This is a genomic window from Ruegeria sp. TM1040, from assembly GCF_000014065.1.
Taxonomy (GTDB): domain Bacteria; phylum Pseudomonadota; class Alphaproteobacteria; order Rhodobacterales; family Rhodobacteraceae; genus Epibacterium.
Genome location: NC_008044.1, coordinates 797,783 through 821,607, shown reverse-complemented (window position 1 = coordinate 821,607; position 23,825 = coordinate 797,783). Strand labels below are relative to the sequence as shown.

Sequence of the window (23,825 nt, the reverse complement as noted above, 5' to 3'; positions counted from 1 at the left end):
TGGCTTTGCGCCGCCCTTTTTTAATGTCGCGTGTGGCGGTGATTGCTCGCCTCGCGCCCCGGTGCTACCACCTGTGGAGACACTTGATCAGAACAGGATTTGGGGGGCGACATGGCGCGCAAACTCGCGGCAGGCAACTGGAAAATGAACGGCACCGGCGAGCACCTCGCCGAACTTGAAAACCTTGCACAGGGTGATCTGCCGGAGGGCGTCGATGTGCTGATCTGCCCGCCCGCAACGCTCATCTCGCGCGCGGCCGACCGTGCCGGTGACATCGCAATTGGCGGGCAGGATTGCCACGCAAAGACGTCTGGCGCACATACTGGCGATCTGAGCGCTGACATGCTTCGGGATGCGGGGGCAACCTATGTGATCATTGGCCACTCGGAACGCCGCGCCGATCACGGCGAAGGAGACGCGGATGTGCGCGCCAAGACCGAGGCCGCTCAGGCTGCGGGCCTTGTGGCCGTGGTTTGCATCGGTGAAACGCTCGAGGAGCGCGAGGCTGGCACCACCCTAGAGGTGGTTGGCGCGCAGCTCGCGGGCTCCCTGCCCGATGGTGTCACGGCGGAGAACACAGTTGTCGCCTATGAACCCGTCTGGGCCATCGGCACAGGCAAGGTTCCCACGCTCGATCAGATCGCTGAGGTGCATGACGCTCTGCGTGCAGATCTGGTGGCGCGCTTTGGTGCAGCGGGCAAGGACCTGCCACTGCTCTATGGTGGTTCCGTGAAACCAGGCAATGCAGCCGAGATCTTTGGGGTTTCCAACGTCGATGGCGCGCTTGTGGGTGGCGCCAGCCTAAAGGCTGCGGACTTCGGCCCCATCATTGCGGCCCTCGCCGCAAGCTGATCCCCCATAAAATGAGTCCGTCGCAAACGAGGTCGCGCAGGCCTTGTTTGCGGTCGCGCCCCACCTATCGATCAAATACGTGGGCCTCTGACCAGACCTCGTACATCCCATCACGCGCGCCCTGCATAAATAGCAGCATCGAGTGCAACACGCCTCCCACCCAGTTTGGGTGACTTGGAGGCATAAAGCGCCTCGCCCTTCATCTTCTCAAAAATATCTCAGGGGTGAAGTGACCCGAAGGGGCACGAGGGGGCAGCGCCCCCTCCCCCACGATCAGCGCATCCGGCTGACGATCACGGTCACCTCAGGTTTCTTGCCGATCTCGGATTGCGACGTCTGACGCGCAATGCGCTTCAGTTCCTGCTCCAGCTTGTCGTCATCCTTGAGGGTCTTCTTGCCCGCGCGCATCAGGAATTGGTTCAGATCCTCTTCCATGATCTCGGCGAGCGCGGCATTGGACTGACCGGTCTCGGCGAGGCCCTTGAGGTCCACCCAGGGTTCGCCCAGCGGTTCATCCTCTTCATCAAGAATGGCCGTGATCACCACATGACCATTGAGCGCCATACGAATACGGTCGCGCACGATGCCGTCCATGGCACCGATCTTGACCGAACCATCCAGATAGGTGCGGCCAGTGTCGATGTAGTCGGCCACCTTGGGTGCGTCGCCGGTGAGATCCATCATCATCCCATTGACCGCAATGGCGGAGGCGATCCCCTTTTCTTCGCCGAGGCGCGCGTGCTGGCGCAGGTGGCGGTGCTCGCCGTGCATCGGGATCAGGATCTTGGGCTTCACGATGTCATGCATCTGCTCAAGGTCAGGACGGTTGGCGTGACCAGAAACATGATAGAGACCAGAGCTGTCATCCACCACATCGACGCCCTTCTCGGAAAACTGGTTGATGATCCAGATCACACCTTTTTCATTGCCGGGAATGGTCTTGGAGGAGAACAGGAACAGATCGCCCTCCTTGAGCTCCATGCCGCGATACTTGCCACGGGCCAGCTGCGCAGTCGCGGCGCGACGTTCGCCCTGCGATCCGGTGGTGATCAGCATGAGGTTTTCACGCGGAATATCTGCCGCTTCCTCGGGCTGGATCACCTTTGGAAAATCGCTCAGAACACCTGTCTCGATCGAGGCTTCGATCATGCGACGCATGGCCCGCCCCAAAAGCACAATCGAGCGCCCAGCCCGTTCGCCAGCCTGCGCCAGCGTTTTGACGCGCGCCACGTTGGAGGCAAAGGTCGTTGCCGCCACCATGCCAGAGGCCTCTGCGATCAGCTTGGTAATATTGTCGCCGAGCTCACTTTCGGAGCGGCCCGCATGCGGCGAGAACACATTGGTGGAATCGCACACCAGTGCCTGCACGCCATCTTTGGAAATCTCGGCCCAGAGGTCGGGATCAAAGGCCTCACCCACGATGGGGTTGGCGTCCAGTTTGAAATCGCCGGTATGGATCACCCGGCCTGCGGGGCTGTCGATCACCAGACCCCCCGACTCCGGGATCGAGTGCGAGATCGGCACCGCGCCGATGGTGAAGGGGCCGAGCTTTGTGACTTCGGGCCAGGGCGAGATCGTCACCACGGAGTCGGGGTCATGACCCTGCTCTTCCATCTTGCGACGGGCGATATTGGCGGTGAAGGCGCGCGCATAGACCGGCACATTGAGGCGGCTATAGAGATGCGCCACTGCACCGATGTGGTCCTCGTGGGCGTGGGTGATGAAAATCCCCTCCAGCTGATCGGCGCGTTCCGCCAGCCAGCTGATGTCGGGCATGATCAGGTCCACGCCGGGGGTGGTGTCCATGTCGGGAAAGGCCACGCCCAGATCCACCAGGATCAGCCGTTCCTTGCCCGGCGCACCATAGCCGTAGACGTAGGCGTTCATGCCGATTTCGCCTGCCCCGCCGAGGGGCAAATAGATTAGTCTTTCACTGCTCATGCGTGATTACCGATATCCTTGTTATGCTCGTGGATGCGCCTCAGACCTTGCATGGTCAGGTCATCCTCATATGCGTCAAATAGATCTGCTGTCTGCTGGAAGAGCGGCGCCAGCCCGCCGGTTGATATGACTTTCATCGGCACACCGGATTCGGCCTTGATGCGATCGCAGATCTCGCGCACGAGGCCGACATAGCCCCAGAAGACGCCAGACTGCATGCAGGCCACCGTGTTGGTGCCGATGACATTCTGTGGTTTCGAAATGTCGACGTGTGGCAGCGCGGCGGCGGCATGGTGCAACGCCTCCAGGCTGAGGTTCACCCCCGGCGCGATGACTCCGCCCACATAGGCGCCGTCGGCGGCCACCACATCGAATGTAGTTGCGGTTCCAAAATCGACGACGATCAGATCACCGCCATATTTTTCATACCCCGCCACCGTATTGACCAGCCGGTCCGGGCCGACGGTGGTACCTTCGTCGACGCGCACATCCACCGGAAGCGCGCATTCGGGTTTACCCACCACCAGCGGGCGGGTGTTGAAGTAGCGGTCCGACAGAACGCGCAGGTTGAACACGACACGCGGCACGGTCGACGAGATAATCATATCCGTGATCTGAGCCTTGATGCCCTGCAGGTTCATCAAGGTGGAGAGCCAGACATAATACTGATCCGCCGTGCGCTGCCATTCGGTCGACGTGCGCCAGTGGCCGATCATCTGATCGCCATCCCAGAGCGCAAAAACCGTGTTAGTATTGCCGCAATCAACCGCGAGAAGCATATACCCCGCCTCCGTCAGAAAAAGATGTCCGCTGCGGGGATGGTGACGATCCCCTTTGCGGTCTTGAGAACGAGGTTGCCCGCGTCGTCGATGGTTTCAAATGTGCCCGAGGTTTCCTCGCGCGCGGTGCGGGCGGTGATGACCTCGCCCAGCTTGGCCGCGCGCGAAAGCCACAGCTCCCTGATCGGTCCGAACCCATATGTGGTGAACTGGTCCTCATAGCGGGCAAATGCAAGAGCAAGCGCCGACAGAAACGTCTCCGGGTCGACGCGCACGCCGGTCTCGGATTGTAGCGACACGGGCCAGACCGCACCGGGTTCCAGCCATTCCTTCATCGGCGTCTCGGCGAGATTGACCCCGATCCCGATGGCGAGGTGATCCACACCGGATTTCACACCTGAGCTCTCAAGGAGGATGCCCGCAAGCTTGCCGCCATTGAGCAGCACGTCATTGGGCCATTTGAGCGCAAGCCCAGTGGTGCGGCCGGTCACGGTCTCTACGGCGTCATAGAGCGCCAGAGCCGCCACAAAACTGCGTAGCGCGATCTGGTCGGGTGCGCCTTCCGGGCGATAGACCAGCGTGCCTGCAAAGTTCCCCTTAGGGTCGGTCCAGGCACGGCCCCGCCGCCCACGCCCCTTGGTCTGGCGCAGGGCAAGGATCCACTCTGGCCCGCTCAGTGCGGGCGCGAGGCGGGCCGCTTCATCCAAGGTGCTGTCAACTTCGGCCAGCACCCGGCGCCCGTATCCGATTGGCCAATCTGTCATGCGCGCCCCTTTAGCACCCAGTTTCGCAAAAGGCAAAAGGCCCGGTCGCGTTGGACCGGGCCTTTGTGCAAAAACGTGATGCAGCGCATCAGTTGACCAGCATGGCCGCCGCCGAGGCCGCGGCCCCCTCGACACCAAAGGTGGTTACAACACCGACCAGCATCAAAGCCGCCCCAACCGTGAAGAAGGCGAGCAAGACAGGCGAGCGCGAAGTCTCCACATCGTCCCCTTCGGCACCGAAGTACATGAAGAAGACGATCCGCAGGTAGTAGTAGGCCCCAATGACCGAGGCGATCACACCCGCAATTGCAAGCCAGGCCATATCGGCCTCGACTGCTGCGCGCAGCACGAAGAACTTGCCAAAGAAGCCAAGCATCGGCGGCACGCCCGCGAGCGAGAACAACAGCACCAGCATCCCAAGCGCACGACCAGGTTCGCGTTTGGCGTATTGGTTCAAGGCGCGAATGTCGGTGACCGGCTTGCCGTCGCGGTGCAGCATCATGATGAACGCAAAGGTACCGATGTTCATCGCCACATAAATCGACATGTAGATGAGTAGCGCCTGCACACCCAGCGCGGTGCCTGCGGCCAGACCGATGAGCGCATAGCCCATATGTGCAATCGACGAATAGGCCATCAGACGCTTGAGGTCGGTCTGCCCAATCGCCGCAACTGCGCCAAGGAACATCGACAGCACCGACAAGAGTGCGACAACCTGGCTCCAGTCCTCGATCGCATGGCCAAAGGCGTCGTGCAGCACGCGGGCAAAGAGCCCCATGGCGGCGACTTTGGGCGCGGAGGCAAAGAACGCTGTGATCGGCGTCGGCGCGCCCTCGTAGACATCCGGGGTCCACATGTGAAACGGAACCGCAGAGACTTTGAACGCCATGCCCGAGATCAGGAAGACGATGCCGAACAAGAGGCCAATGGAGACTTCTCCATGTTGGGCAACCTCGATGATACCGGCAAATTTTGTGGTGCCAGCAAAACCGTAGACCAGCGACGCGCCATAGAGCAGCAGACCAGAAGACAGCGCGCCAAGCACGAAATACTTGAGGCCCGCCTCGGTGGATTTGACGCTGTCGCGACGCAGCGCAGCCACCACATAAAGCGCCAGCGATTGCAGCTCCAGCCCCATATAAAGCGCCATCAGATCGCCGGCAGAGACCATCACCATCATACCAATGACAGAAAGCGCGATCAGGATCGGATATTCGAACCGCAGCATGCCGCGTTTGGACATGTAGTCCTGCCCCATCACCATGACAGCGGCGGCAGAAAAGAGGATCGCGACCTTGGCAAAGCGCGCAAAGGCATCGTTGACGATCATGCCGTCGAACGCCTCGGTAGCGCCAGAACCGGAGGTTCCGATCCAGATACCCAGCACCACCATCAGCGCGGCGGTTACCCACACGAGCATCGGCGCCAGCTTGTCCTTGACGGTGTAGACAGCTCCGAGCAGCGCCGCCATCGAGAAGACGGCGAGGATGATCTCGGGCAGGATCACGGAGAGATCAGCTTGCATCTCATCAGCTCCTTAGTGGGAATTGGTGGCGGCGACATCGACCTCGGCGGCATCCCAGAGGGGCCCCGCGTCGGCAACGGCCGTGTTGACGGATTGCACCAGCGCTTCGGTCGAGGGACCGATCACGTCAGTGACAACAGAAGGATAGACACCCAAAAGGAGCGTCATGACGATGAGCGGCGCAAAGATCCATTTCTCGCGGGCGTTCATGTCCTTGATCGCCTTCAGGCTCTCTTTGATCAGGTCGCCAAAAACCACCCGACGATAGAGCCAGAGCGCGTAACACGCCGAAAAGATCACACCGGTGGTGGCCACAAACGCAACCCAGGTGTTCTCCTGGAAGGCGCCCATCAAGGTCAGGAATTCGCCGACAAAGCCGGAGGTGCCGGGCAGACCGACGTTGCCCATGGTGAAGAACATGAACACAAGCGCATAGGCCGGCATGCGGATCACGAGGCCACCGTAAGCGTCGATGTCGCGGGTGTGCATGCGATCATAGATCACGCCCACGCATAGGAAGAGCGCCGCCGAGATGAAGCCGTGGCTGAGCATCTGGAAAATCGCACCATCCACACCCTGCTGGTTCGCCGCAAAGATCCCCATGGTCACAAAGCCCATATGGGCGACCGAGGAATACGCGATCAGCTTTTTCATGTCTTCCTGCACCATCGCCACAAGCGAAGTGTAGACAATCGCAATCGCCGACATCCACAGGATCACATCGGTCATCACCTCTGAGCCCACGGGGAACATCGGCAGGCTGAAACGCAGGAAGCCGTAGCCCCCCATCTTCAGCAGGATTGCCGCCAGCACCACGGAGCCCGCCGTCGGCGCCTGAACGTGCGCATCCGGCAACCAGGTGTGAACCGGCCACATCGGCATCTTCACCGCAAAAGAGGCAAAGAAGGCGAGGAACAGCAGCGTCTGCATGCCGCCCAGCACGTGAATCCCGAGCACATTGAAACCCTCATAGGAGAACTCGTGCGACAACAGTTTCACAATGTCGGTGGTGCCCGCATCAAAATACATTGCCACCATCGCCACCAGCATCAGCACCGAGCCAAAGAAGGTGTAGAGGAAGAATTTGAACGACGCGTAGATGCGGTCCTTGCCGCCCCAGATGCCGATGATGAGGAACATCGGGATGAGGCCAGCCTCGAAGAACAGGTAAAAGAGCACCATGTCGAGCGCCATGAACACGCCGAGCATCAGCGTCTCAAGCACCAGGAAGGCGATCATGTATTCCTTGACGCGGTTGGTCACGGACCAGCTGGCGAGGATCGTCAGCGGCATCACAAATGTCGTCAGCATCACGAACAGAACAGAGATGCCGTCGACGCCCATCTTGTACTTCAGCCCGAAGATCCAGTCCCGTTCCTCAACGAACTGAAAGCCCGTGTCGGAGGGATCGAACTGAAAATAGATGAACAGCGAGACGATAAAGGTGATCGAGGTGGCCATCAGCGCAACATATTTCGCGTTGCGCTGTGCGGCCTCGTCGTCTCCGCGCATCAACAGCGCCATCACGGCGGCCGCCAGTGCGGGAATGAAGGTTACGATGGAGAGAATATTGTCCATCAGTGCGATCCTCCGCCGATCGACATCCAGGTGACAAGGGCTGCGATCCCGAGCACCATCCAGAAGGCATAAGTGAAGATGTAACCGGACTGGGCCCGGCCAGCGAGACGAGTGAAGAAGGGCACAATCCCCATCGCCACGCCGTTGAGGAAGCCATCAATGGTCTTTCCGTCGCCCTTCTTCCAGAAGAAGCGGCCAAGTGCCAGAGCGGGTTTGACAAAGACCACGTTGTAAAGCTCGTCAAAATACCACTTGTTCTTGAGGAACAGGTAGAGCGGGCGCTGCTGCTGCGACAGGCGCTTGGGCAGCTCCGGGTTCACGATGTAGAACCAATAGGCCACGAGGAACCCGACAAGCATCGCCATGAAGGGCGAGGTTTTCACCCAATACGGAACCTTATGCGCGTCATCCAAAAGCGTATTGTCGGGCGCCATGTACAGCGCACCCTCGCCCGGCTCGCCAGCAAAGACATAGTGATGCTCTGCCTCTTTATCACCGCCGCCATGGGATGCGTCAGCGCCGTGGTCGTCGGACGCGTGGTCATCGCCATGCGCCTCTGCAGAGGCCTCTGCATAAGGCACGCCGTAGAATTTCGCGACCTGGTCGGTGTGGCCGAAGAAGGATTTGTACCACAGCATCCCGGCAAAGATCGCCCCCAGCGCCAAGACGCCTAGCGGGATCAGCATGACCATCGGGCTCTCGTGTGCATGCTCGTGGGTATGCTTGTCTCCGCGCGGCTTCCCATAAAACGTCAGGAACATTAGGCGCCAGCTATAGAAGCTTGTGAACAGGGCGGCGATCACCAGCATCCAGAACCCATAGGCCGACCCGGCGGCATAGGCGCTCTCGACGATGGCATCCTTGGAATGGAAGCCCGCAAAGCCGATCGGAATTTCGCCCAGCTTCATGATCCAGACCGGGACACCAACGCCGGTGATGGCGAGCGTGCCGATCATCATCGCCCAGAAGGTATAGGGGATCTTTTTGCGCAGGCCACCATAGTTCATCATGTCCTGCTCGTGATGCATGGCGTGGATCACGGAACCCGCGCCAAGGAACAGCATCGCCTTAAAGAAGGCGTGTGTGAACAGGTGGAACATCGCGGCCGAGTACATGCCCACACCTGCGGCGACAAACATGTACCCAAGCTGCGAACAGGTCGAATAGGCAATCACGCGCTTGATGTCGGTCTGAACCAGACCCACGGTTGCAGCAAAGAAGGCGGTGGTCGCACCGAGCACGGTGATAAAGGCAGTCGCTTCGGGAGCCACTTCCATCAGTGGCGACATGCGGCACACAAGGAACACGCCCGCCGTCACCATGGTTGCCGCGTGAATAAGTGCCGAAACCGGTGTCGGGCCCTCCATCGCGTCCGGCAGCCAGGTGTGCAGGATCAGCTGCGCCGATTTGCCCATCGCGCCAACAAACAGCAGGAAGGCAATCAGATTGGCCGCATTCCACTCTGTCCAGAGGAAGGACACGGTCATCTCGGCCAGATCCGGCGTTGCCGCAAAGATGGTGCCGAGGTTGATGCTGTCGGTGAGGAAGAACAGCGCAAAGATCCCCAGCGAGAAGCCAAAGTCGCCCACACGGTTGACGATGAATGCTTTCATCGCCGCCGCGCCGGCAGAGGGCTTGCGGTAGTAGAAACCAATCAGCAGGTAAGATGCGACGCCCACGCCTTCCCAGCCGAAGAACATCTGCACGAGGTTGTCAGATGTGACCAGCATCAGCATGGCGAAGGTAAAGAACGACAGATACGCAAAGAAACGTGGCTTGTAGCTCTCGCCCTCTTTCCACTGCGGGTCGTGATCCATGTAACCAAAGGAATAGAGATGCACGAGCGCCGACACGGTGGTGATCACGATCAGCATGATCGCGGTCAGCCGGTCCAGGCGGATCGACCAAGAGGTCGAGAGGCTACCGCTCTCGATCCAGCGGAAGATCTCGATGATGCGGGTTTCGCCATCAAAGCTGATGAAGACGATCCACGACAAGAGCGCCGTCAGGAACAAGAGGCCCGTGGCAGTCCACATGGCGGCTTTTTCACCGATGATCTTATGGCCAAAGCCGCAGATCACAGCCCCCACCAGAGGGGCAAAGAGGAGAATGGTTTCCATCTGGATTAGCCCTTCATCACGTTGATGTCTTCGACAGCGATGGTGCCGCGGTTGCGGAAGAAGCAGACGAGGATCGCCAGACCAATCGCGGCCTCAGCAGCGGCAACAGTCAGCACGAACAGCGTGAACACCTGCCCGACCAGATCCCCGAGAAACGAGGAGAAGGCGACAAGGTTGATGTTCACCGCAAGCAGCATGAGTTCGATACTCATCAACAGGATGATCACGTTCTTGCGGTTCAGAAAAAGCCCGAAGATGCCGATGACGAACAAGGTCGCCGCGACGGTCAGATAATGTTCAATTCCGATCATTGATCAAAGCCCCTTCAAAGCCCTTGGCCCGGTTTGATGTCCTTGAGCTCCATTGCCTTGGCCGGATCGCGATACATCTGGGCGAGCACGTCCTGACGCTTCACATCCTGGCGGTGGCGCAGGGTCAGAACGATGGCACCGATCATGGCCACCAGAAGGATCAGACCCGCCAGCTGGAACAGAAGGAAATATTGGTCATAAAGAATGAGGCCAAGCGCCTCGGTGTTGTGACGGTCCGTTGGGATCGGCTGGCTCAGGTTCTCGGCAACGCTATGCGCGCTCTCCCAGGACCCATAGGCGATCACGAACTGCATCAGGATCACCAGCCCGATCAACAGGGCCAGCGGCGTGTAGCGGGCCATCTCGGCCTTGAGCTCGGCAAAGTCCACGTCGAGCATCATCACCACAAAGAGGAACAGCACCGCGACCGCGCCCACATAAACGATGACGAGCAACATGGCGACGAACTCCGCCCCCAAAAGCACGAACAACCCGGCAGAAGAAAGAAATGCCAAAATGAGCCACAGCACCGAGTGCACCGGCTGGCGGCTGATCACTGTGAACAGCCCGCCGGTGATGGCGCTGATGGCGAAGAGGTAAAAGGCAAAAACGCTCATGTCTCATCGTCCCCTTTGTCGTCCATGACCTCCTGCGCCAAATCCATTGCGCGGGTCATGGCCGGAATGCCGGCAAAGACCGACATCTGTCCGATCGTTTCAACGATCTCTTGTTTCTTTGCGCCCGCCGCAAGAGCGTGGCGCACGGTCTGACGCACGGCCGTATCGGCCTGCGCGCCCTGCATGGTCAATCCCGCCAGCGTCAGCAGCAGGCGGGTTTTGGCATCAAGCCCGTCTTTGTTGACGGTGTTGCCGAACATCATCTCCATGACCTCTTTGGGCATGGTGGGCCAGAGCGCCTCAAACCCCTTGGGAGAGAAACTCTCTAGCGCAGGATTGAGGGCCTTCGCCATCTCCTGCGCCTGGGCCATCATGGCCTCGAAAGGGTTTTTCGGCGTCTCGCTCATCTGTAGGGCGCGTCCAGCTCAAGATTGCGGGCAATCTCGGCTTCCCAGCGCTCGCCATTCGCCAACAGCTTGTCCTTGTCGTAGAACAGCTCCTCGCGGGTCTCGGTGGCGAATTCAAAATTCGGCCCCTCGACAATGGCGTCCACCGGGCAAGCCTCCTGGCAGAACCCGCAGTAGATGCATTTGGTCATGTCGATGTCATAGCGCGTGGTGCGGCGGCTGCCGTCTTCACGCGGTTCGGCATCGATAGTGATGGCCTGTGCCGGACATACCGCTTCGCAGAGTTTGCAGGCAATGCAGCGCTCTTCGCCGTTGGGATAGCGACGCAACGCGTGCTCGCCGCGGAAACGCGGGCTGAGCGGACCTTTTTCATGCGGGTAGTTGATCGTTGCCTTGGGGGCGAAGAAATACTTCAGCCCCAGCTTGAACCCCTGCCACACGTCTTGCAGCAGGAAGTATTTGGCAGCGCGGGTGTAGTCGATCTGGGTCATATCAGCCTCCTGTGCTCCAGCGTGCAAACGCACCCCAGAACCATTCGAAACGTGCGGCAAAGGCCACGAACACCACCCAGATCAGCGAGAACGGCAGGAAGACTTTCCAGCCCAGACGCATCAACTGATCGTAGCGGTAGCGCGGGGTGATGGCTTTGACCATGGCAAAGAGGAAGAAGAAGAACGCCATCTTTGCGACCATCCACAGCGGGCTGTCCGGCAGGAACGGTACCGGCGAGAGCCAGCCGCCGAAAAACAGAAGCGAGGTGAGCGCGCACATCAGGAAGATGGCAATGTATTCACCGGCCATGAACAACAGGAACGGCGTTGAGGAGTATTCCACCTGGTAGCCTGCCACCAGTTCCGACTCCGCTTCGGGAAGGTCAAACGGCGGGCGGTTGGTTTCCGCAAGGCAGGAGATGAAGAACAGGAACACCATCGGGAAATGCGGCAGCCAGTACCAGTTGAAGAGGCCAGCATCCCCGTCCTGCGCGCGCACGATATCGCCAAAGTTCATGGACCCGGTCGAGAGGATCACACCGATGATGATGAGGCCGATGGAGACCTCGTAGGAAATCATCTGCGCCGCCGACCGCAAGGAGCCGAGGAACGGATACTTGGAGTTCGAAGCCCAGCCGCCCATGATGACGCCGTAAACCTCAAGCGAGGAGACCGCGAATACATACAGGATGGCGACGTTGATGTCCGAGAGCACCCAAGTGTCGTTGAACGGGATCACCGCCCAGGCGATCATCGCCAGCACAAAGGAGGTGAGCGGTGCCAGAATGAAGACTGTCCGGTCAGAGCCGGCCGGGATGACCACCTCTTTCACAACATATTTGAGCGCATCCGCGACGGTCTGCAACAGACCGTAAACCCCAACCACGTTGGGGCCGCGCCGCATCTGGACGGCGGCCCAGATCTTGCGGTCGCCGTAGACAAGGAACAGAAGCGAGATCATCACAAAGGCGACAACCGCCAGGGTCTGCGCCAGGATGATGACAGCAATGCCGCCTGGGGTGTTAAAGAATTCAGCCATGGGTCCTCACACCGTAGGTATTCCGTTTGCCTTGCAGTCCTGCACCACGACTTCTGCGTCGAGGGTGCGCAAACCGCGCGGTAAGGCGGGCGAGATGGTGTAGACCGCATCGGCCTCCCAAATACCAGCCTCTTGTTTCGTTTTTGTGCGCACATGACGCGCGAAGCCATAGCCGCGGATCAGCGCATATTGTGCTGCTGCGCAGTCGGCATAGTCATTAAGATCCTCAAGCGCCCCAACCCGGTCCATGGTCACATGGAACTGGACCAGATCCCCATCGAGGAGACTGGTATTCACGCCCAGATAGTCGGGCGCGGCACGGCTTACCTCATCACCCGTGACATCCGTGCAGGCGATGAGGTTGAGCCCCAAAAGCGATATGAGCGCCGTGCGGATCACTCTGCCGCCAGCGCCGTTTCGCGGCGCGCCTTGGCCTGAGCGGAGAGCTCCGCCATCAGCTGCGATGCGCGTGCAATCGGGTTGGTCAGGTAAAAGTCGTTCACCGCAGGAAGGAAATCCGCCTTACCGAGTTTTTCAGCTGGCAGAGCCTCGCCTTCATTGGCGACCACCTGATCCACCTTGGCCAGATGCGGCACGTCCTTGATCAGCGCCTTTCGCAGTTGCGCGAGGCTGTCATAGGGCAGTTTGGCATCGAGCTCTGCGGAAAGCGCCCGCAGGATGGCCCAGTTTTCTTTCGCCTCCCCCGGTGCAAATCCAGCCCGCATCGAGAGCTGTGTACGGCCTTCGGTGTTCACAAAGAGACCGTTTTCTTCGGTGTAGGCTGCCCCCGGCAGGATCACGTCAGCGCGATGCGCGCCGCGGTCGCCGTGCGAACCTTGATAGATCACGAAAGCACCCGCGTCGATTTCCACCTCGTCGGCACCGAGGTTATAAATCACCTCTGCTCCGTCGATGGCTGCTGCCATGCCACCCTCGGTGACGGCCCCAATGTCCATCGCGCCCACACGAGCGGCGGCGGTGTGCAGGACCAGCAGCTTACCCAGAGACTGCGCCTTGGCGAGAACCGCCAGACCGTCGGCTTCGCGCAGGGCACCCTGCCCCACGATGACAATCGCGTCCTCAATCGCAGAGAGCGCATCAAGCGCCGCGCGATCAGTGCCGAGATGTTCATAGTCATAGGTCAAATCAGCGGCAGGACCGACGAGTTTGACATTGGCCCCCTTGAGCCACGCCTTGCGGATGCGCGCGTTCAGCACCGGCGCCTCGTCGCGAGGGTTGGTGCCAATCAGGATGATGTCCCTGGCAGTATCGATGTCCTCGATCGTAGCGGTGCCCACATAGCCTGCGCGGTTGCCAATGGGCAGGCGCGCATTATCCGTGCGGCAGTCCACCTTGCCCTCGAGGCTCTCGATCAGGCCTTTGAGCGCATAAGCTGCCTCGACCGGAACCAGATCGCCAATCAAACCGGCAACTTTTTTGCCTTTCATCGCGGTGGCGACAGCCTCCAGCGCCTCGGGCCAAGTGGCAGGCTTCAGCTTGCCATCGACGCGCACATAGGGGCGGTCAAGCCGCTGACGGCGCAGACCATCCCAGACAAAACGGGTCTTGTCAGAGATCCACTCTTCGTTCACGCCATCATGGTTGCGCGGCAGAATACGCATCACTTCGCGGCCCTTAGTGTCCACGCGGATGTTTGATCCGAGCGCGTCCATCACGTCGATGGTCTCGGTCTTGGTGAGTTCCCACGGACGCGCGGTAAACGCATAAGGTTTCGAGGTCAGCGCGCCCACGGGACAAAGATCGATGATGTTGCCCTGCAGGTTCGAATCCAGCGTCTCATTGAGGTAGGAGGTGATCTCCGCATCCTCGCCGCGCCCGGTCTGACCCATCTGCGAAATGCCTGCGACCTCGGTGGTGAAGCGCACGCAACGGGTGCAGGAAATGCAGCGGGTCATCGCGGTGCCCACAAGCGGGCCGAGGTTCAGATCGTCCACCGCGCGTTTGGGTTCGCGGAAGCGCGAGAAATCAACGCCGTAAGCCATCGCCTGATCTTGCAGGTCGCATTCGCCGCCCTGATCGCAGATCGGGCAGTCGAGCGGGTGGTTGATCAGGAGAAACTCCATCACCCCTTCACGCGCCTTTTTGACCATCGGTGAATTGGTCTTCACCTGCGGGGCCTGCCCCTCTGGTCCCGGGCGCAGATCGCGGACCTGCATCGCACAGGACGCTGCCGGTTTCGGCGGGCCGCCCACCACCTCGACGAGGCACATACGGCAGTTGCCGGCAATCGACAGACGTTCGTGATAGCAAAAACGCGGGATCTCGATCCCGGCCTGCTCGCAAGCCTGGATCAGGGTCATCGCCCCGTCGACTTCGATCTCGGTTCCGTCAATGTTGATCTTGCGGAGGTCAGACATGGTCTATTTCGCCCTCAGTAACACGCCGATCGCGCTGTTTTTCTCAATTTCTGCAAGCCCGTAAGCACAGAATGTTTCCGGTTGGTCCAGTTTCACCCCGTTCTGACGCAAGAGCCGCTCGCCCTTGGCCCGCATACGAGATTTTTCCTGGTCCGACTTGATGTAAGATTTGATTTCCGTGTCGCTGTAACCAAGTGCATTGGCCCGCGCACGGATCTGATAGAGCTGATTGAGACCCTTGAGCGTGCGCGGCGCAATGCGTTCGCAGCGCTCTGCGACTTCGCTCGCGACCGCCACGGCAAAAAGCGGGTCTTCGATCTCTTGCACATCGCGCAGAGAGGGCTTGGCCTCGCCCGCACTGGCCCCCAAAGCCAACATAAAGGCAGAGAGCGCCGCCAGCGCAGTCATCATCAGCACGTGCGGCGCAGAGAAAGTATCAGCAGTGGACAGATCATATGTTTTGGACATGACAGACTCCTTCGTGGTTCCAATGGAACCACGGGAGTGCAGCGCGCTGTTATTCAATAGCGCTGTGCCAAACCGGCCATGATATGCCGAGATCCGCGTCACGGTTTGCAACGTCCCGTGAAGATGGCATCGCGATTGTCGAGCTGGATCTGATAGCTGCCCTCAGAGTCAGGGGTGATGTTGGTCCAGTCAAACCGCGAAGTGCCGTAGTTCTGAATGCAGTAGCGCGTGGCCTCATGCGTCGCAGCCGCCAGCGCACCACGCTGGGATTGCAACGCGTCACGCACCTCAACACGAAAGTTGAGCAGCGTTTCCTTCTTGTCGATCGGCTTGGCGCTGGTGCGGAACACGATACCGTCAAAGCGCATACGCTTGTCGTCGCGCGATTGGCCACAAGCCACCAGCCCCAGCGAGGCCACGAGCATCAGTGACAAAGGAAAACGGGAGTTCATCATCATCTTTCAGATTATTCCGCTGCCATCGCGCCCATACGGCCAGATTTCTGCGCCTTGATGCGATCTTCGATCTCTTCACGGAAGTTGCGAATGAGACCCTGAATGGGCCATGCGGCCGCATCGCCCAGTGCACAGATGGTGTGGCCTTCGACCTGCTTGGTGACATCCCAGAGCATGTCGATCTCTTCAAGCTCCGCCTCACCGCGCACCAGACGATCCATCACGCGCATCATCCAGCCGGTGCCTTCACGGCAGGGCGTGCACTGGCCGCAGCTTTCGTGCTTGTAGAACTTCGAGAGGCGCCAGATCGCTTTGACGATATCGGTCTGCTTGTCCATCACGATCACCGCCGCAGTGCCAAGGCCAGAGCCCAACTCGCCGCGCAGGTAATCAAAATCCATGATCGCATCGCGCATCTTCTCGCCGCGCACACAGGGCACTGAAGAGCCGCCTGGGATCACCGCCAGAAGATTGTCCCAGCCGCCGCGAATGCCACCGCAGTGTTTTTCAATCAGCTCTTCAAAGCTGATCGACATGGCCTCTTCAACAACGCAGGGGTTGTTGACGTGACCGGAGATCGCAAAAAGCTTGGTGCCCGCGTTGTTCTGACGGCCAAAGCCGGCAAACCACTCCGCACCGCGCCGCAGGATGGTGGGCACCACGGCGATGGATTCGACATTGTTCACCGTGGTCGGGCAGCCATAAAGCCCCGCGCCTGCCGGGAATGGCGGCTTCATGCGCGGCATGCCTTTTTTGCCCTCAAGGCTCTCGATCAGGGCGGTTTCCTCGCCGCAGATATAAGCCCCTGCCCCGTGGTGCAGGAAAAGATCGAAATCCCAGCCCGAGCCTGCAGCGTTCTTGCCCAGAAGACCCTTGTCGTAGCATTCGTCGATGGCGGCCTGCAGCGCCTCGCGCTCGCGGATATATTCGCCGCGCAGATAGATGTAGCAGGTGTGCGCGTTCATCGCGAAGGAAGCGATCAGCGCGCCCTCGATCAGCGTATGCGGATCGTGACGCATGATTTCGCGGTCTTTGCAGGTGCCGGGCTCGGACTCATCAGCATTGATGACCAGATAGGCGGGACGCCCGTCGCTTTCCTTGGGCATGAAGGACCATTTGAGGCCGGTGGGGAAGCCCGCACCGCCACGCCCGCGCAGGCCGGAATCCTTCATGGTCTGGATGATCCAGTCGCGCCCTTTTTCAATGAGGCCCGCCGTACCGTCCCAGTGGCCGCGCTTTTGTGCGCCCGCCAACGTGCGTTCGTGCATCCCGTAAAGGTTGGTAAAGATCCGGTCCTGATCCTTCAGCATGTGTGCCTACCTTTGACTGTTCTGACGCATACGCCAGAGTTGAATGATGTTGACGCCCGCGTAGATCATCGCGGCCAGAGCCGCAAAATCGAACAGCAGCGCATATCGGCCCGGCAGGCCAATCGCGGGACCCACGAGCAGGGACAGGAGCAACCAAGCCACCATCGTACCGGCAATCACCAGCGAGATGTGCCGCCCTTTGGCAGCGATGGCCTTATCCTGTTCGTCCTGCGTCATCCGGTCCAGTCATCCTTGACCACGGCGTAGGCCATTGAGGCCGCACGCAGCGGAGAGTTTAGTCTTTGTAGCGGCCGTCTTTCTTGGCCGATTTGGCAAACTCGGTTTCTTCACCGGCTGCCAGTTGCTTGGCTTGCTCGATCCAGCCGTCGCGCTCGATGCGGCCTTTGAACTTCAGGCGCGCATCCACCCAGGCCACCTCGGCCTCGGTCCATTTGGCAATCTGGTCAAAGTGGAAAAAGCCCAGCTCATTGAGCGTCTGTTCGAGCTTTGGCCCCACACCTTTGAGGAGCTTGAGATCGTCCGCCCCGCCCTCGCGCGCCGCTGTCAGCGTCTCGGGTGCTTGTTCTTCCAAGTCCGCCTTGGGTTCCGTCACCTTTGCGGCGGCGGCTTCGGGCTGTGCAGGCGTTGCCGCATCCGATTTCTTGACCGCAGGCTTGGCCGGAGCCTTCTTCTTGGCGGTCTCAGCCTGCTTGGCCGCGGGTTGCGGACGCTCTGGCGCGGGCGGCGTCGGATCTGCAGCGGCACGCCCTGCAACCACGCCATCCTTGCCGACCCATGGGGTCAGGAGCGGAACTTCATCGCCCTGAATACGCTTCACACCGTCACCGATTTCGGTCGCAAGCTCCGCCGAGGCATTATACTGCGGCTTGCCTGCTTCATATTCGGTGAGCGAGGTCAGGCCCGCCTTTGGCTCTGCAGCGTAGCGACCGTTTTGCGGGCCGGGTACGACGGGTTTACCCGCCGCCAGATCATCGAGCAGCTTGGTAAAAGATGCCGCGGTCAGATCCTCGTAATAATCCTTGCCGATCTGCGCCATCGGCGCATTGGCGCAGGAGCCAAGGCATTCTACCTCTTCCCAAGAGAACTTGCCGTCCTCGGACAGCGTATGCGGCTTGGCAGAGATCTTGTCCTTGCAGATCGCGACCAGATCCTCGGCACCACAGATCATGCAGGACGTGGTGCCACAGATCTGGATATGCGCAACCGAACCCGTGGGCTGCAGCTGGAACATGAAATAGAAAGAGGCCACTTCCAGCACGCGGATGTAGGCCATGCCGAGCATATCGGCCACATATTCGATCGCGGGTTTGGAAATCCAGCCCTCTTGCTCCTGAGCGCGCCACAGAATCGGAATGACCGCCGAGGCCTGACGGCCTTCGGGGTATTTGGTCATCTGAGCTTCGGCCCAGGCCTGATTGGCCGGGGTGAACGCAAAGCTGTCAGGCTGTTCGTGATGAAGACGACGCAGCATTACTTGTCGAACTCCTCAAGCAGAATGCAAGTCGAGGTAAGCGATCCTGCGGGGATCTCCTGACCTGCGGCCTTGGCATCGAATGCGGCATCGCTCGCATTCATACGGCAAACATATTCGTCATAGTCGTCTTCGATCATGACGACACCATCGCGCACATGCGCGTAGCCAACGGACTCGGCCACGAGATCCGCCAGCGATTTCTCTGCAAACGCGGGTGTGCCGGACTTGTCGAATTCCTCAAGCAGGATACAGGTCGAGCTGAGCGCCCCAGCGGGGATCTCCTGGCCTGCAGCTTTTGCATCGAATGCGGCATCGCTCGCGGTCATGCGGCAGATGTATTCGTCGTAATCATCTTCGATCAGGATGACGCCATCGCGCACCTGCACATATCCAACGGATTCAGCAACGAGATCCGCCAGCGATTTTTCTGCCAGTGCGGTTTGTCCGATCAGACACAGGGAGGCCCCTGCGATAAATGCGCGTAGTGTCATCGGTCAATCTCTCCAAACACGATGTCCATGGTTCCAATAATTGCAGCGACATCCGCAAGCTGGTGGCCCTTGGCGACGTAATCCATCGCTTGAAGATGCAAGAACCCCGGTGCGCGCAGCTTGGCGCGGTAGGGCTTGTTGCTGCCATCCGCCACGAGATAGACGCCAAATTCGCCTTTGGGCGCCTCGACAGCGGCATAGACCTCGCCCTCGGGAACATGGAAGCCTTCGGTGTAGAGCTTGAAGTGGTGGATCAGGCTCTCCATCGAGGTCTTCATATCGCCGCGCTTAGGCGGGGTGAGCTTGCCACGGGCCAGAACGTCACCGGTGGCCTCGCGCAATTTTGCGATAGCCTGACGGATGATCGAGAGCGACTGACGCATCTCTTCCATCCGCACCAGATAGCGATCGTAGCAGTCGCCGTTCTTGCCGACCGGGATCTGGAAATCGAACTCGTCGTAGCATTCATAGGGCTGCGCGCGGCGCAAATCCCAAGCCAGGCCAGACCCGCGCACCATCACACCGGAGAAGCCATACTTCTGGATGTCATCCTCGGTGACTACGCCAATGTCGCAGTTGCGCTGCTTGAAGATCCGGTTCTCGGTCAAGAGGCCGTCGATGTCGTCCATGACCTTCGGAAATTCCATCGCCCAGAGGTCGATATCATCCAGCAGCTCGTCCGGCAGATCCTGATGCACGCCACCAGGGCGGAAGTAGGCCGCGTGCAAGCGTGCACCACAGGCCCGCTCGTAGAAGATCATCAGCTTCTCGCGTTCCTCAAAGCCCCAGAGCGGCGGCGTCAGCGCGCCCACGTCCATCGCCTGAGTGGTGATGTTCAAGAGGTGATTGAGGATACGGCCGATCTCAGAATAGAGCACTCGGATCAGCTGCGCACGGCGGGGGACCTCCACGCCAGTCAGCTTTTCGATTGCCAGACACCAAGCGTGCTCCTGGTTCATCGGCGCCACATAGTCGAGGCGGTCGAAATACGGCAGGTTCTGCAGGTAGGTGCGGCTTTCCATCAGCTTTTCGGTGCCACGGTGCAGAAGACCGATGTGCGGGTCGCAGCGTTCCACGATCTCGCCATCCAGTTCCAGCACCAGACGCAGCACGCCGTGCGCCGCAGGGTGCTGCGGGCCGAAGTTGATGTTGAAGTTACGGATTTTCTGTTCGCCCGTCTGGGCGTCGTCGAATTTGGAGCCGTCCATCACTACTTCCCACCTTTCGCAATAATTCGACAAGCAGAAAACCCTACTAAGCGAACCAGTTTCACCCAAAGCCAGCCCAGACCACCGATAGCCGAAAGCACCAGCAGAACCTGAAGAACTCCCACTAATAGAAACAAATCAGGGTTCATCATTTCGCGATCTCTTTCTCGTCACCCGGCAGGATATATTCCGCACCTTCCCAAGGGCTCATGAAGTCAAACTGGCGGTATTCCTGAACCAGCTTCACCGGCTCGTAGACCACGCGCTTTTGCGCCTCGTCATAGCGCACTTCGGTGTAACCGGTGGTCGGGAAATCCTTGCGCAGCGGGTGGCCGCGGAAGCCATAGTCCGTCAGCAGGCGGCGCAGGTCCGGGTGCCCCGTGAACAGGATGCCGAACATGTCAAAGACTTCGCGCTCGAACCAGTTGGCGGAGGGGTGCACATCCACGATGGAGGGCACCATGTCCTCTTCGCGCACGGCTGCGCGCAGACGGATGCGCTGGTTCTGGTACATCGAAAGGAGGTGATACACCACGTCAAAACGCTTGGTGCGCTCGGGATAGTCCACTGCGGTAATGTCCACCAGCGTGGAGAACCGGCAGGCGCTGTCGACGCGCAGGAATTCAACGAGGCCCGCGATGTTGGCGGGCTTTACGTCGATGTTCAGTTCGCCATGGGCAATATCCCAGGACAATACGCACTCGGGGCGCTTGGCTTCAATCTGGTGGCCAAGGTCTTGCAATGCTTCGATCATCTGAATCTCCTGCCCTTAGCGCACAAGGGTGCCAGTGCGGCGGATCTTGCGCTGCAGCTGCATCAGCCCATAAAGGAGCGCCTCTGCGGTGGGCGGGCAGCCAGGCACATAGATGTCCACTGGCACGATCCGGTCACAGCCGCGCACCACGGAATAGCTGTAGTGGTAATAGCCACCGCCATTGGCGCAGGACCCCATCGAGATCACGTAGCGCGGCTCGGGCATCTGGTCGTAGACCTTGCGCAACGCCGGAGCCATTTTGTTGGTGAGCGTACCTGCAACAATCATCACGTCCGACTGACGCGGGGAGGCACGCGGTGCGATCCCGAAACGCTCGGCATCGTAACGCGGCATGGAGGTGTGCATCATTTCCACCGCGCAGCAAGCAAGACCAAAGGTCATCCAGTGCAGCGAACCGGTGCGCGCCCAATTGATGATGTCCTCGGCAGAGGTCAGCAAGAACCCCTTGTCCTGCAGCTCTGCATTCAAGGCCTGTGTCACCATTTCCTTGTCGACACCTGCGGTGTTCGCGCCAGCCATCACTCCCATTCCAGAGCCCCCTTCTTCCACTCATACGCAAAGCCGATGGTCAGGACCCCAAGGAAGACCATCATCGACCAGAAGCCCGCATCACTGATGTCCTTGAACCCCACGGCCCAAGGGAACAGGAAAGCAATTTCCAGGTCAAAGATGATGAACAGGATCGACACCAGATAAAAGCGCACGTCGAATTTCATGCGGGCATCGTCGAATGCGTTGAAACCGCATTCATACGCGCTGACTTTTTCAGGGTCGGGATTGCGCACCGCAACAACGACGGCAGCAAGAATAAGTACGAGACCAAGGCCGATGGCGACGGCCAAAAACACCAGAATGGGCAGGTATTCCCGCAACATCTCTTCCACGAGTGGCTCCTTTCCGCGCACACGGCAATTCGCTGCTCGTGCACCGTCAATTGGCGTGTTGACTTGCGCCGTTACTACTCTTGTCCCTAGAGACCGTCAACCAAGGGGGAGTTAATGCGGATCGCTTTATTGGCCAGTTTCGCAGTGCTGCAACAGGCCACACCATCCTTATGGTTTCGCTAAGGATTGTGTGCATCAAAAACGAGCGCAAACGTGCTGCGCTCGCAGAGGGGAATTCCCCTTATTTGTCACGCCAGGAGGGGCGGCGTTTATCAAAAAACGCGTTGATGCCTTCGACCGCCTCGGCGCTTTCCCAGCGGGTTACAAGGGCGGAAATTGTAAAATCGATTGTGGATTTATCGATACGCGGCCCAAGCGCGCGCGCCAGCGCCTTGGCATCCGCCACCGCCCCCGGCGCGCAGTCGAGGTAAGGAGTTACCTCTGCTTCCACCGCAGCATCAAGTGAGTCGGCGGGTACCGCGCGGCTCAGGAGCCCCAGATCGACCGCCTCGGCTGCATCAAAAAGTCGCGCCGACATGAATACGCGACGTGCCCGCGCCTCGCCCATGCGGGCGATCACATAGGGGCCGATGGTGGCGGGGATCAGTCCCAGTTTGGTCTCGGTGAGCCCCATCTTGAGACTGTCGACACCGATGGCCACATCACAGACCGAGGCCATTCCGACCCCGCCCCCGAAGGCATTGCCCTGCAGCCGCCCAATGAGCGGCTGCGGCAAGGTGTTGAGAAGGTTCAGCATCTCGGCCAGCACGCGGGCCTCGCGCCCGCGCGTTTCGGCATCAGCCTCCATCTGCGCCTGCATCCAGCCCAGATCGCCCCCGGCGCAAAAGCTCTTGCCCGCCCCCGTGAGTACAACAACCCGCACGCTGCGGTCCGCCGCCAACGCGCGCGCCGCATCCTGCAGTTCCTGCAGCATCAGGCCCGACATGGCGTTGTGCTTTTCGGGACGGTTGAGCGTAAGGGTCGCCACACCGCGATCATCACGGGTCAGCAAAAGCGTGTCATACATGGCCAAAGGGTCCTTCGTGTCTTGATAGCTCAGGCGTCGGTGGGCTCGGGGCGCAAGTGCCGCGCCATGGCGGCGGCCTCTTGCAGTACGGTGCCATCAAGGCCCGTGTCATACCCCAGCCGCGTCAAATGTTCGTGGACCACCTCTGTGGCCACATTCCCTGCCGCGCCCGGCGCATAGGGGCAGCCACCAAGCCCGCCAACGGCAGCGTCAAACACCCGCACGCCCAGCGCAAGCGACGCATCTATATTGGCAATCGCACGGCCTGCGGTGTCGTGATAGTGACCTGCGAGGCGGGTGACTGGCACCGCATCTTTGACCGCGATCAACATCTTGGCGATCTTGTCGGGTGTGGCCTTTCCCACAGTATCGCCAAGCGAAATCTCATAGCAGCCCATCGAGAACAGCCGATCCGCGACCTCGGCGACTTTGTCGGGTGCGACAGCGCCATCATAGGGGCAGTCGGTCACGCAGGAGACATAACCCCGCACCGGCAGATCGATATGACGCGCGGCCTCCAGAATGGGTGTAAAGCGCTCGATACTCTCAGCAATCGATGCATTGATATTGGCTTGTGAAAAGCCCTCGGAGGCAGAGGCAAAGATGGCGATTTCATCAGCGCGCGCGGCCAGCGCATCCTCATAGCCGCGCATATTCGGGGTGAGCGCCGCATAGCGCACGCCTTTGGCCTTGGTGATCCCGGCCAGAACCTCTGCGCTGCCCGCCATCTGCGGCACCCATTTGGGGGAGACAAAACTCGCCACCTCGATCCGGGAAAAGCCTGCACGACTGAGACAATCCACCAGGGCCACCTTGTCGGCGACAGGAATGTCACGCTTTTCGTTCTGCAGCCCGTCGCGTGGGCCCACCTCAAAGATCTCGACGCGGTCTTTCATGGGTTTTACTCCTC

General features: G+C 59.8%; 27 protein-coding genes. 1 reads left to right on the top strand and 26 read right to left on the bottom strand.

Annotated features, from left to right (window positions below):
• The first annotated feature begins 111 nt into the window (after positions 1 to 111).
• Positions 112 to 852 carry a triose-phosphate isomerase gene (gene tpiA / locus TM1040_RS08125; RefSeq protein ID WP_011538109.1) on the top strand — a complete coding sequence of 247 codons (741 nt, stop codon included), beginning with the start codon at positions 112 to 114 and terminating at the stop codon, positions 850 to 852.
• 273 nt (positions 853 to 1,125) lie between these two features.
• On the opposite strand, the gene TM1040_RS08120 is transcribed toward tpiA, so the two are convergent.
• The 26 genes from TM1040_RS08120 to TM1040_RS08000 form a co-directional block, all read right to left on the bottom strand.
• The gene (locus TM1040_RS08120) at positions 1,126 to 2,793 is read right to left on the bottom strand and encodes a ribonuclease J (protein WP_011538108.1); all 1,668 of its coding nucleotides are present in this window, start codon (positions 2,791 to 2,793) and stop codon (positions 1,126 to 1,128) included.
• On the bottom strand, positions 2,790 to 3,572 hold the full coding sequence (locus tag TM1040_RS08115; protein WP_011538107.1) for a type III pantothenate kinase: 783 nt from the start codon (positions 3,570 to 3,572) through the stop codon (positions 2,790 to 2,792). The genes TM1040_RS08120 and TM1040_RS08115 overlap by 4 nt, the downstream gene beginning before the upstream one ends.
• A 14-nt stretch (positions 3,573 to 3,586) precedes the next feature.
• Positions 3,587 to 4,336: a biotin--[acetyl-CoA-carboxylase] ligase gene (locus TM1040_RS08110; protein ID WP_011538106.1), complete on the bottom strand. Its 750-nt coding sequence runs from the start codon at positions 4,334 to 4,336 to the stop codon at positions 3,587 to 3,589.
• 88 nt (positions 4,337 to 4,424) lie between these two features.
• Positions 4,425 to 5,861, bottom strand: coding sequence for an NADH-quinone oxidoreductase subunit NuoN (gene nuoN / locus TM1040_RS08105; protein WP_011538105.1), 1,437 nt, complete (start codon positions 5,859 to 5,861; stop codon positions 4,425 to 4,427).
• A 12-nt stretch (positions 5,862 to 5,873) separates the two neighbouring features.
• Entirely contained in the window at positions 5,874 to 7,439 is a 1,566-nt protein-coding gene (locus tag TM1040_RS08100; RefSeq protein WP_011538104.1) for an NADH-quinone oxidoreductase subunit M, read from the bottom strand.
• Entirely contained in the window at positions 7,439 to 9,559 is a 2,121-nt protein-coding gene (nuoL, locus tag TM1040_RS08095) for an NADH-quinone oxidoreductase subunit L (RefSeq protein ID WP_011538103.1), read from the bottom strand. The genes TM1040_RS08100 and nuoL overlap by 1 nt, the downstream gene beginning before the upstream one ends.
• 5 nt (positions 9,560 to 9,564) lie before the next feature.
• Positions 9,565 to 9,870, bottom strand: a complete 306-nt coding sequence (gene nuoK / locus TM1040_RS08090; protein ID WP_011538102.1) for an NADH-quinone oxidoreductase subunit NuoK — start codon at positions 9,868 to 9,870, stop codon at positions 9,565 to 9,567.
• A gap of 14 nt (positions 9,871 to 9,884) precedes the next feature.
• Positions 9,885 to 10,487, bottom strand: coding sequence for an NADH-quinone oxidoreductase subunit J (locus TM1040_RS08085; protein ID WP_011538101.1), 603 nt, complete (start codon positions 10,485 to 10,487; stop codon positions 9,885 to 9,887).
• Complete coding sequence (locus tag TM1040_RS08080) at positions 10,484 to 10,894, bottom strand: carboxymuconolactone decarboxylase family protein (protein ID WP_005624621.1); 411 nt, start codon at positions 10,892 to 10,894, stop codon at positions 10,484 to 10,486. The genes TM1040_RS08085 and TM1040_RS08080 overlap by 4 nt, the downstream gene beginning before the upstream one ends.
• On the bottom strand, positions 10,891 to 11,385 hold the full coding sequence (nuoI, locus tag TM1040_RS08075; RefSeq protein ID WP_011538099.1) for an NADH-quinone oxidoreductase subunit NuoI: 495 nt from the start codon (positions 11,383 to 11,385) through the stop codon (positions 10,891 to 10,893). Before nuoI ends, TM1040_RS08080 begins: the two co-directional genes overlap by 4 nt.
• A gap of 1 nt (position 11,386) precedes the next feature.
• Entirely contained in the window at positions 11,387 to 12,424 is a 1,038-nt protein-coding gene (gene nuoH, locus TM1040_RS08070) for an NADH-quinone oxidoreductase subunit NuoH (protein WP_011538098.1), read from the bottom strand.
• A 6-nt stretch (positions 12,425 to 12,430) separates the two neighbouring features.
• Positions 12,431 to 12,823, bottom strand: a complete 393-nt coding sequence (locus TM1040_RS08065; RefSeq protein WP_011538097.1) for a hypothetical protein — start codon at positions 12,821 to 12,823, stop codon at positions 12,431 to 12,433.
• Positions 12,820 to 14,802: an NADH-quinone oxidoreductase subunit NuoG gene (nuoG, locus tag TM1040_RS08060; RefSeq protein WP_011538096.1), complete on the bottom strand. Its 1,983-nt coding sequence runs from the start codon at positions 14,800 to 14,802 to the stop codon at positions 12,820 to 12,822. The genes TM1040_RS08065 and nuoG overlap by 4 nt, the downstream gene beginning before the upstream one ends.
• A gap of 3 nt (positions 14,803 to 14,805) precedes the next feature.
• Positions 14,806 to 15,270: a DUF5333 domain-containing protein gene (locus tag TM1040_RS08055; RefSeq protein WP_011538095.1), complete on the bottom strand. Its 465-nt coding sequence runs from the start codon at positions 15,268 to 15,270 to the stop codon at positions 14,806 to 14,808.
• A 98-nt stretch (positions 15,271 to 15,368) separates the two neighbouring features.
• Positions 15,369 to 15,728, bottom strand: coding sequence for a hypothetical protein (locus TM1040_RS08050; RefSeq protein ID WP_011538094.1), 360 nt, complete (start codon positions 15,726 to 15,728; stop codon positions 15,369 to 15,371).
• A gap of 8 nt (positions 15,729 to 15,736) precedes the next feature.
• Positions 15,737 to 17,035, bottom strand: a complete 1,299-nt coding sequence (gene nuoF / locus TM1040_RS08045) for an NADH-quinone oxidoreductase subunit NuoF (RefSeq protein WP_011538093.1) — start codon at positions 17,033 to 17,035, stop codon at positions 15,737 to 15,739.
• Between the two features lie 6 nt (positions 17,036 to 17,041).
• Positions 17,042 to 17,272, bottom strand: coding sequence for a DUF5337 domain-containing protein (locus TM1040_RS08040; protein ID WP_011538092.1), 231 nt, complete (start codon positions 17,270 to 17,272; stop codon positions 17,042 to 17,044).
• A gap of 58 nt (positions 17,273 to 17,330) precedes the next feature.
• Positions 17,331 to 18,527 carry an NADH-quinone oxidoreductase subunit E gene (locus tag TM1040_RS08035; protein ID WP_011538091.1) on the bottom strand — a complete coding sequence of 399 codons (1,197 nt, stop codon included), beginning with the start codon at positions 18,525 to 18,527 and terminating at the stop codon, positions 17,331 to 17,333.
• On the bottom strand, positions 18,527 to 19,021 hold the full coding sequence (locus TM1040_RS20495; protein ID WP_011538090.1) for a hypothetical protein: 495 nt from the start codon (positions 19,019 to 19,021) through the stop codon (positions 18,527 to 18,529). The genes TM1040_RS08035 and TM1040_RS20495 overlap by 1 nt, the downstream gene beginning before the upstream one ends.
• The gene (locus TM1040_RS08025; protein ID WP_011538089.1) at positions 19,018 to 20,229 is read right to left on the bottom strand and encodes an NADH-quinone oxidoreductase subunit D; all 1,212 of its coding nucleotides are present in this window, start codon (positions 20,227 to 20,229) and stop codon (positions 19,018 to 19,020) included. The genes TM1040_RS20495 and TM1040_RS08025 overlap by 4 nt, the downstream gene beginning before the upstream one ends.
• Before the next feature lie 2 nt (positions 20,230 to 20,231).
• Entirely contained in the window at positions 20,232 to 20,381 is a 150-nt protein-coding gene (locus TM1040_RS20235; protein ID WP_166485531.1) for a hypothetical protein, read from the bottom strand.
• Positions 20,378 to 20,983: an NADH-quinone oxidoreductase subunit C gene (locus TM1040_RS08020; protein ID WP_011538088.1), complete on the bottom strand. Its 606-nt coding sequence runs from the start codon at positions 20,981 to 20,983 to the stop codon at positions 20,378 to 20,380. Before TM1040_RS08020 ends, TM1040_RS20235 begins: the two co-directional genes overlap by 4 nt.
• A gap of 15 nt (positions 20,984 to 20,998) precedes the next feature.
• A complete protein-coding gene (locus TM1040_RS08015) occupies positions 20,999 to 21,532 on the bottom strand; it encodes a NuoB/complex I 20 kDa subunit family protein (RefSeq protein WP_044026686.1) in 534 nt (177 codons plus the stop codon).
• Positions 21,523 to 21,888 (bottom strand): NADH-quinone oxidoreductase subunit A, encoded by a 366-nt coding sequence (locus TM1040_RS08010; protein ID WP_011538086.1) that lies wholly within the window; start codon positions 21,886 to 21,888, stop codon positions 21,523 to 21,525. Before TM1040_RS08010 ends, TM1040_RS08015 begins: the two co-directional genes overlap by 10 nt.
• Positions 21,889 to 22,129: 241 nt before the next feature.
• Positions 22,130 to 22,915, bottom strand: coding sequence for a crotonase/enoyl-CoA hydratase family protein (locus TM1040_RS08005; RefSeq protein ID WP_011538085.1), 786 nt, complete (start codon positions 22,913 to 22,915; stop codon positions 22,130 to 22,132).
• A gap of 29 nt (positions 22,916 to 22,944) precedes the next feature.
• Positions 22,945 to 23,811 carry a hydroxymethylglutaryl-CoA lyase gene (locus TM1040_RS08000; protein ID WP_011538084.1) on the bottom strand — a complete coding sequence of 289 codons (867 nt, stop codon included), beginning with the start codon at positions 23,809 to 23,811 and terminating at the stop codon, positions 22,945 to 22,947.
• Between the last annotated feature and the right edge of the window lie 14 nt (positions 23,812 to 23,825).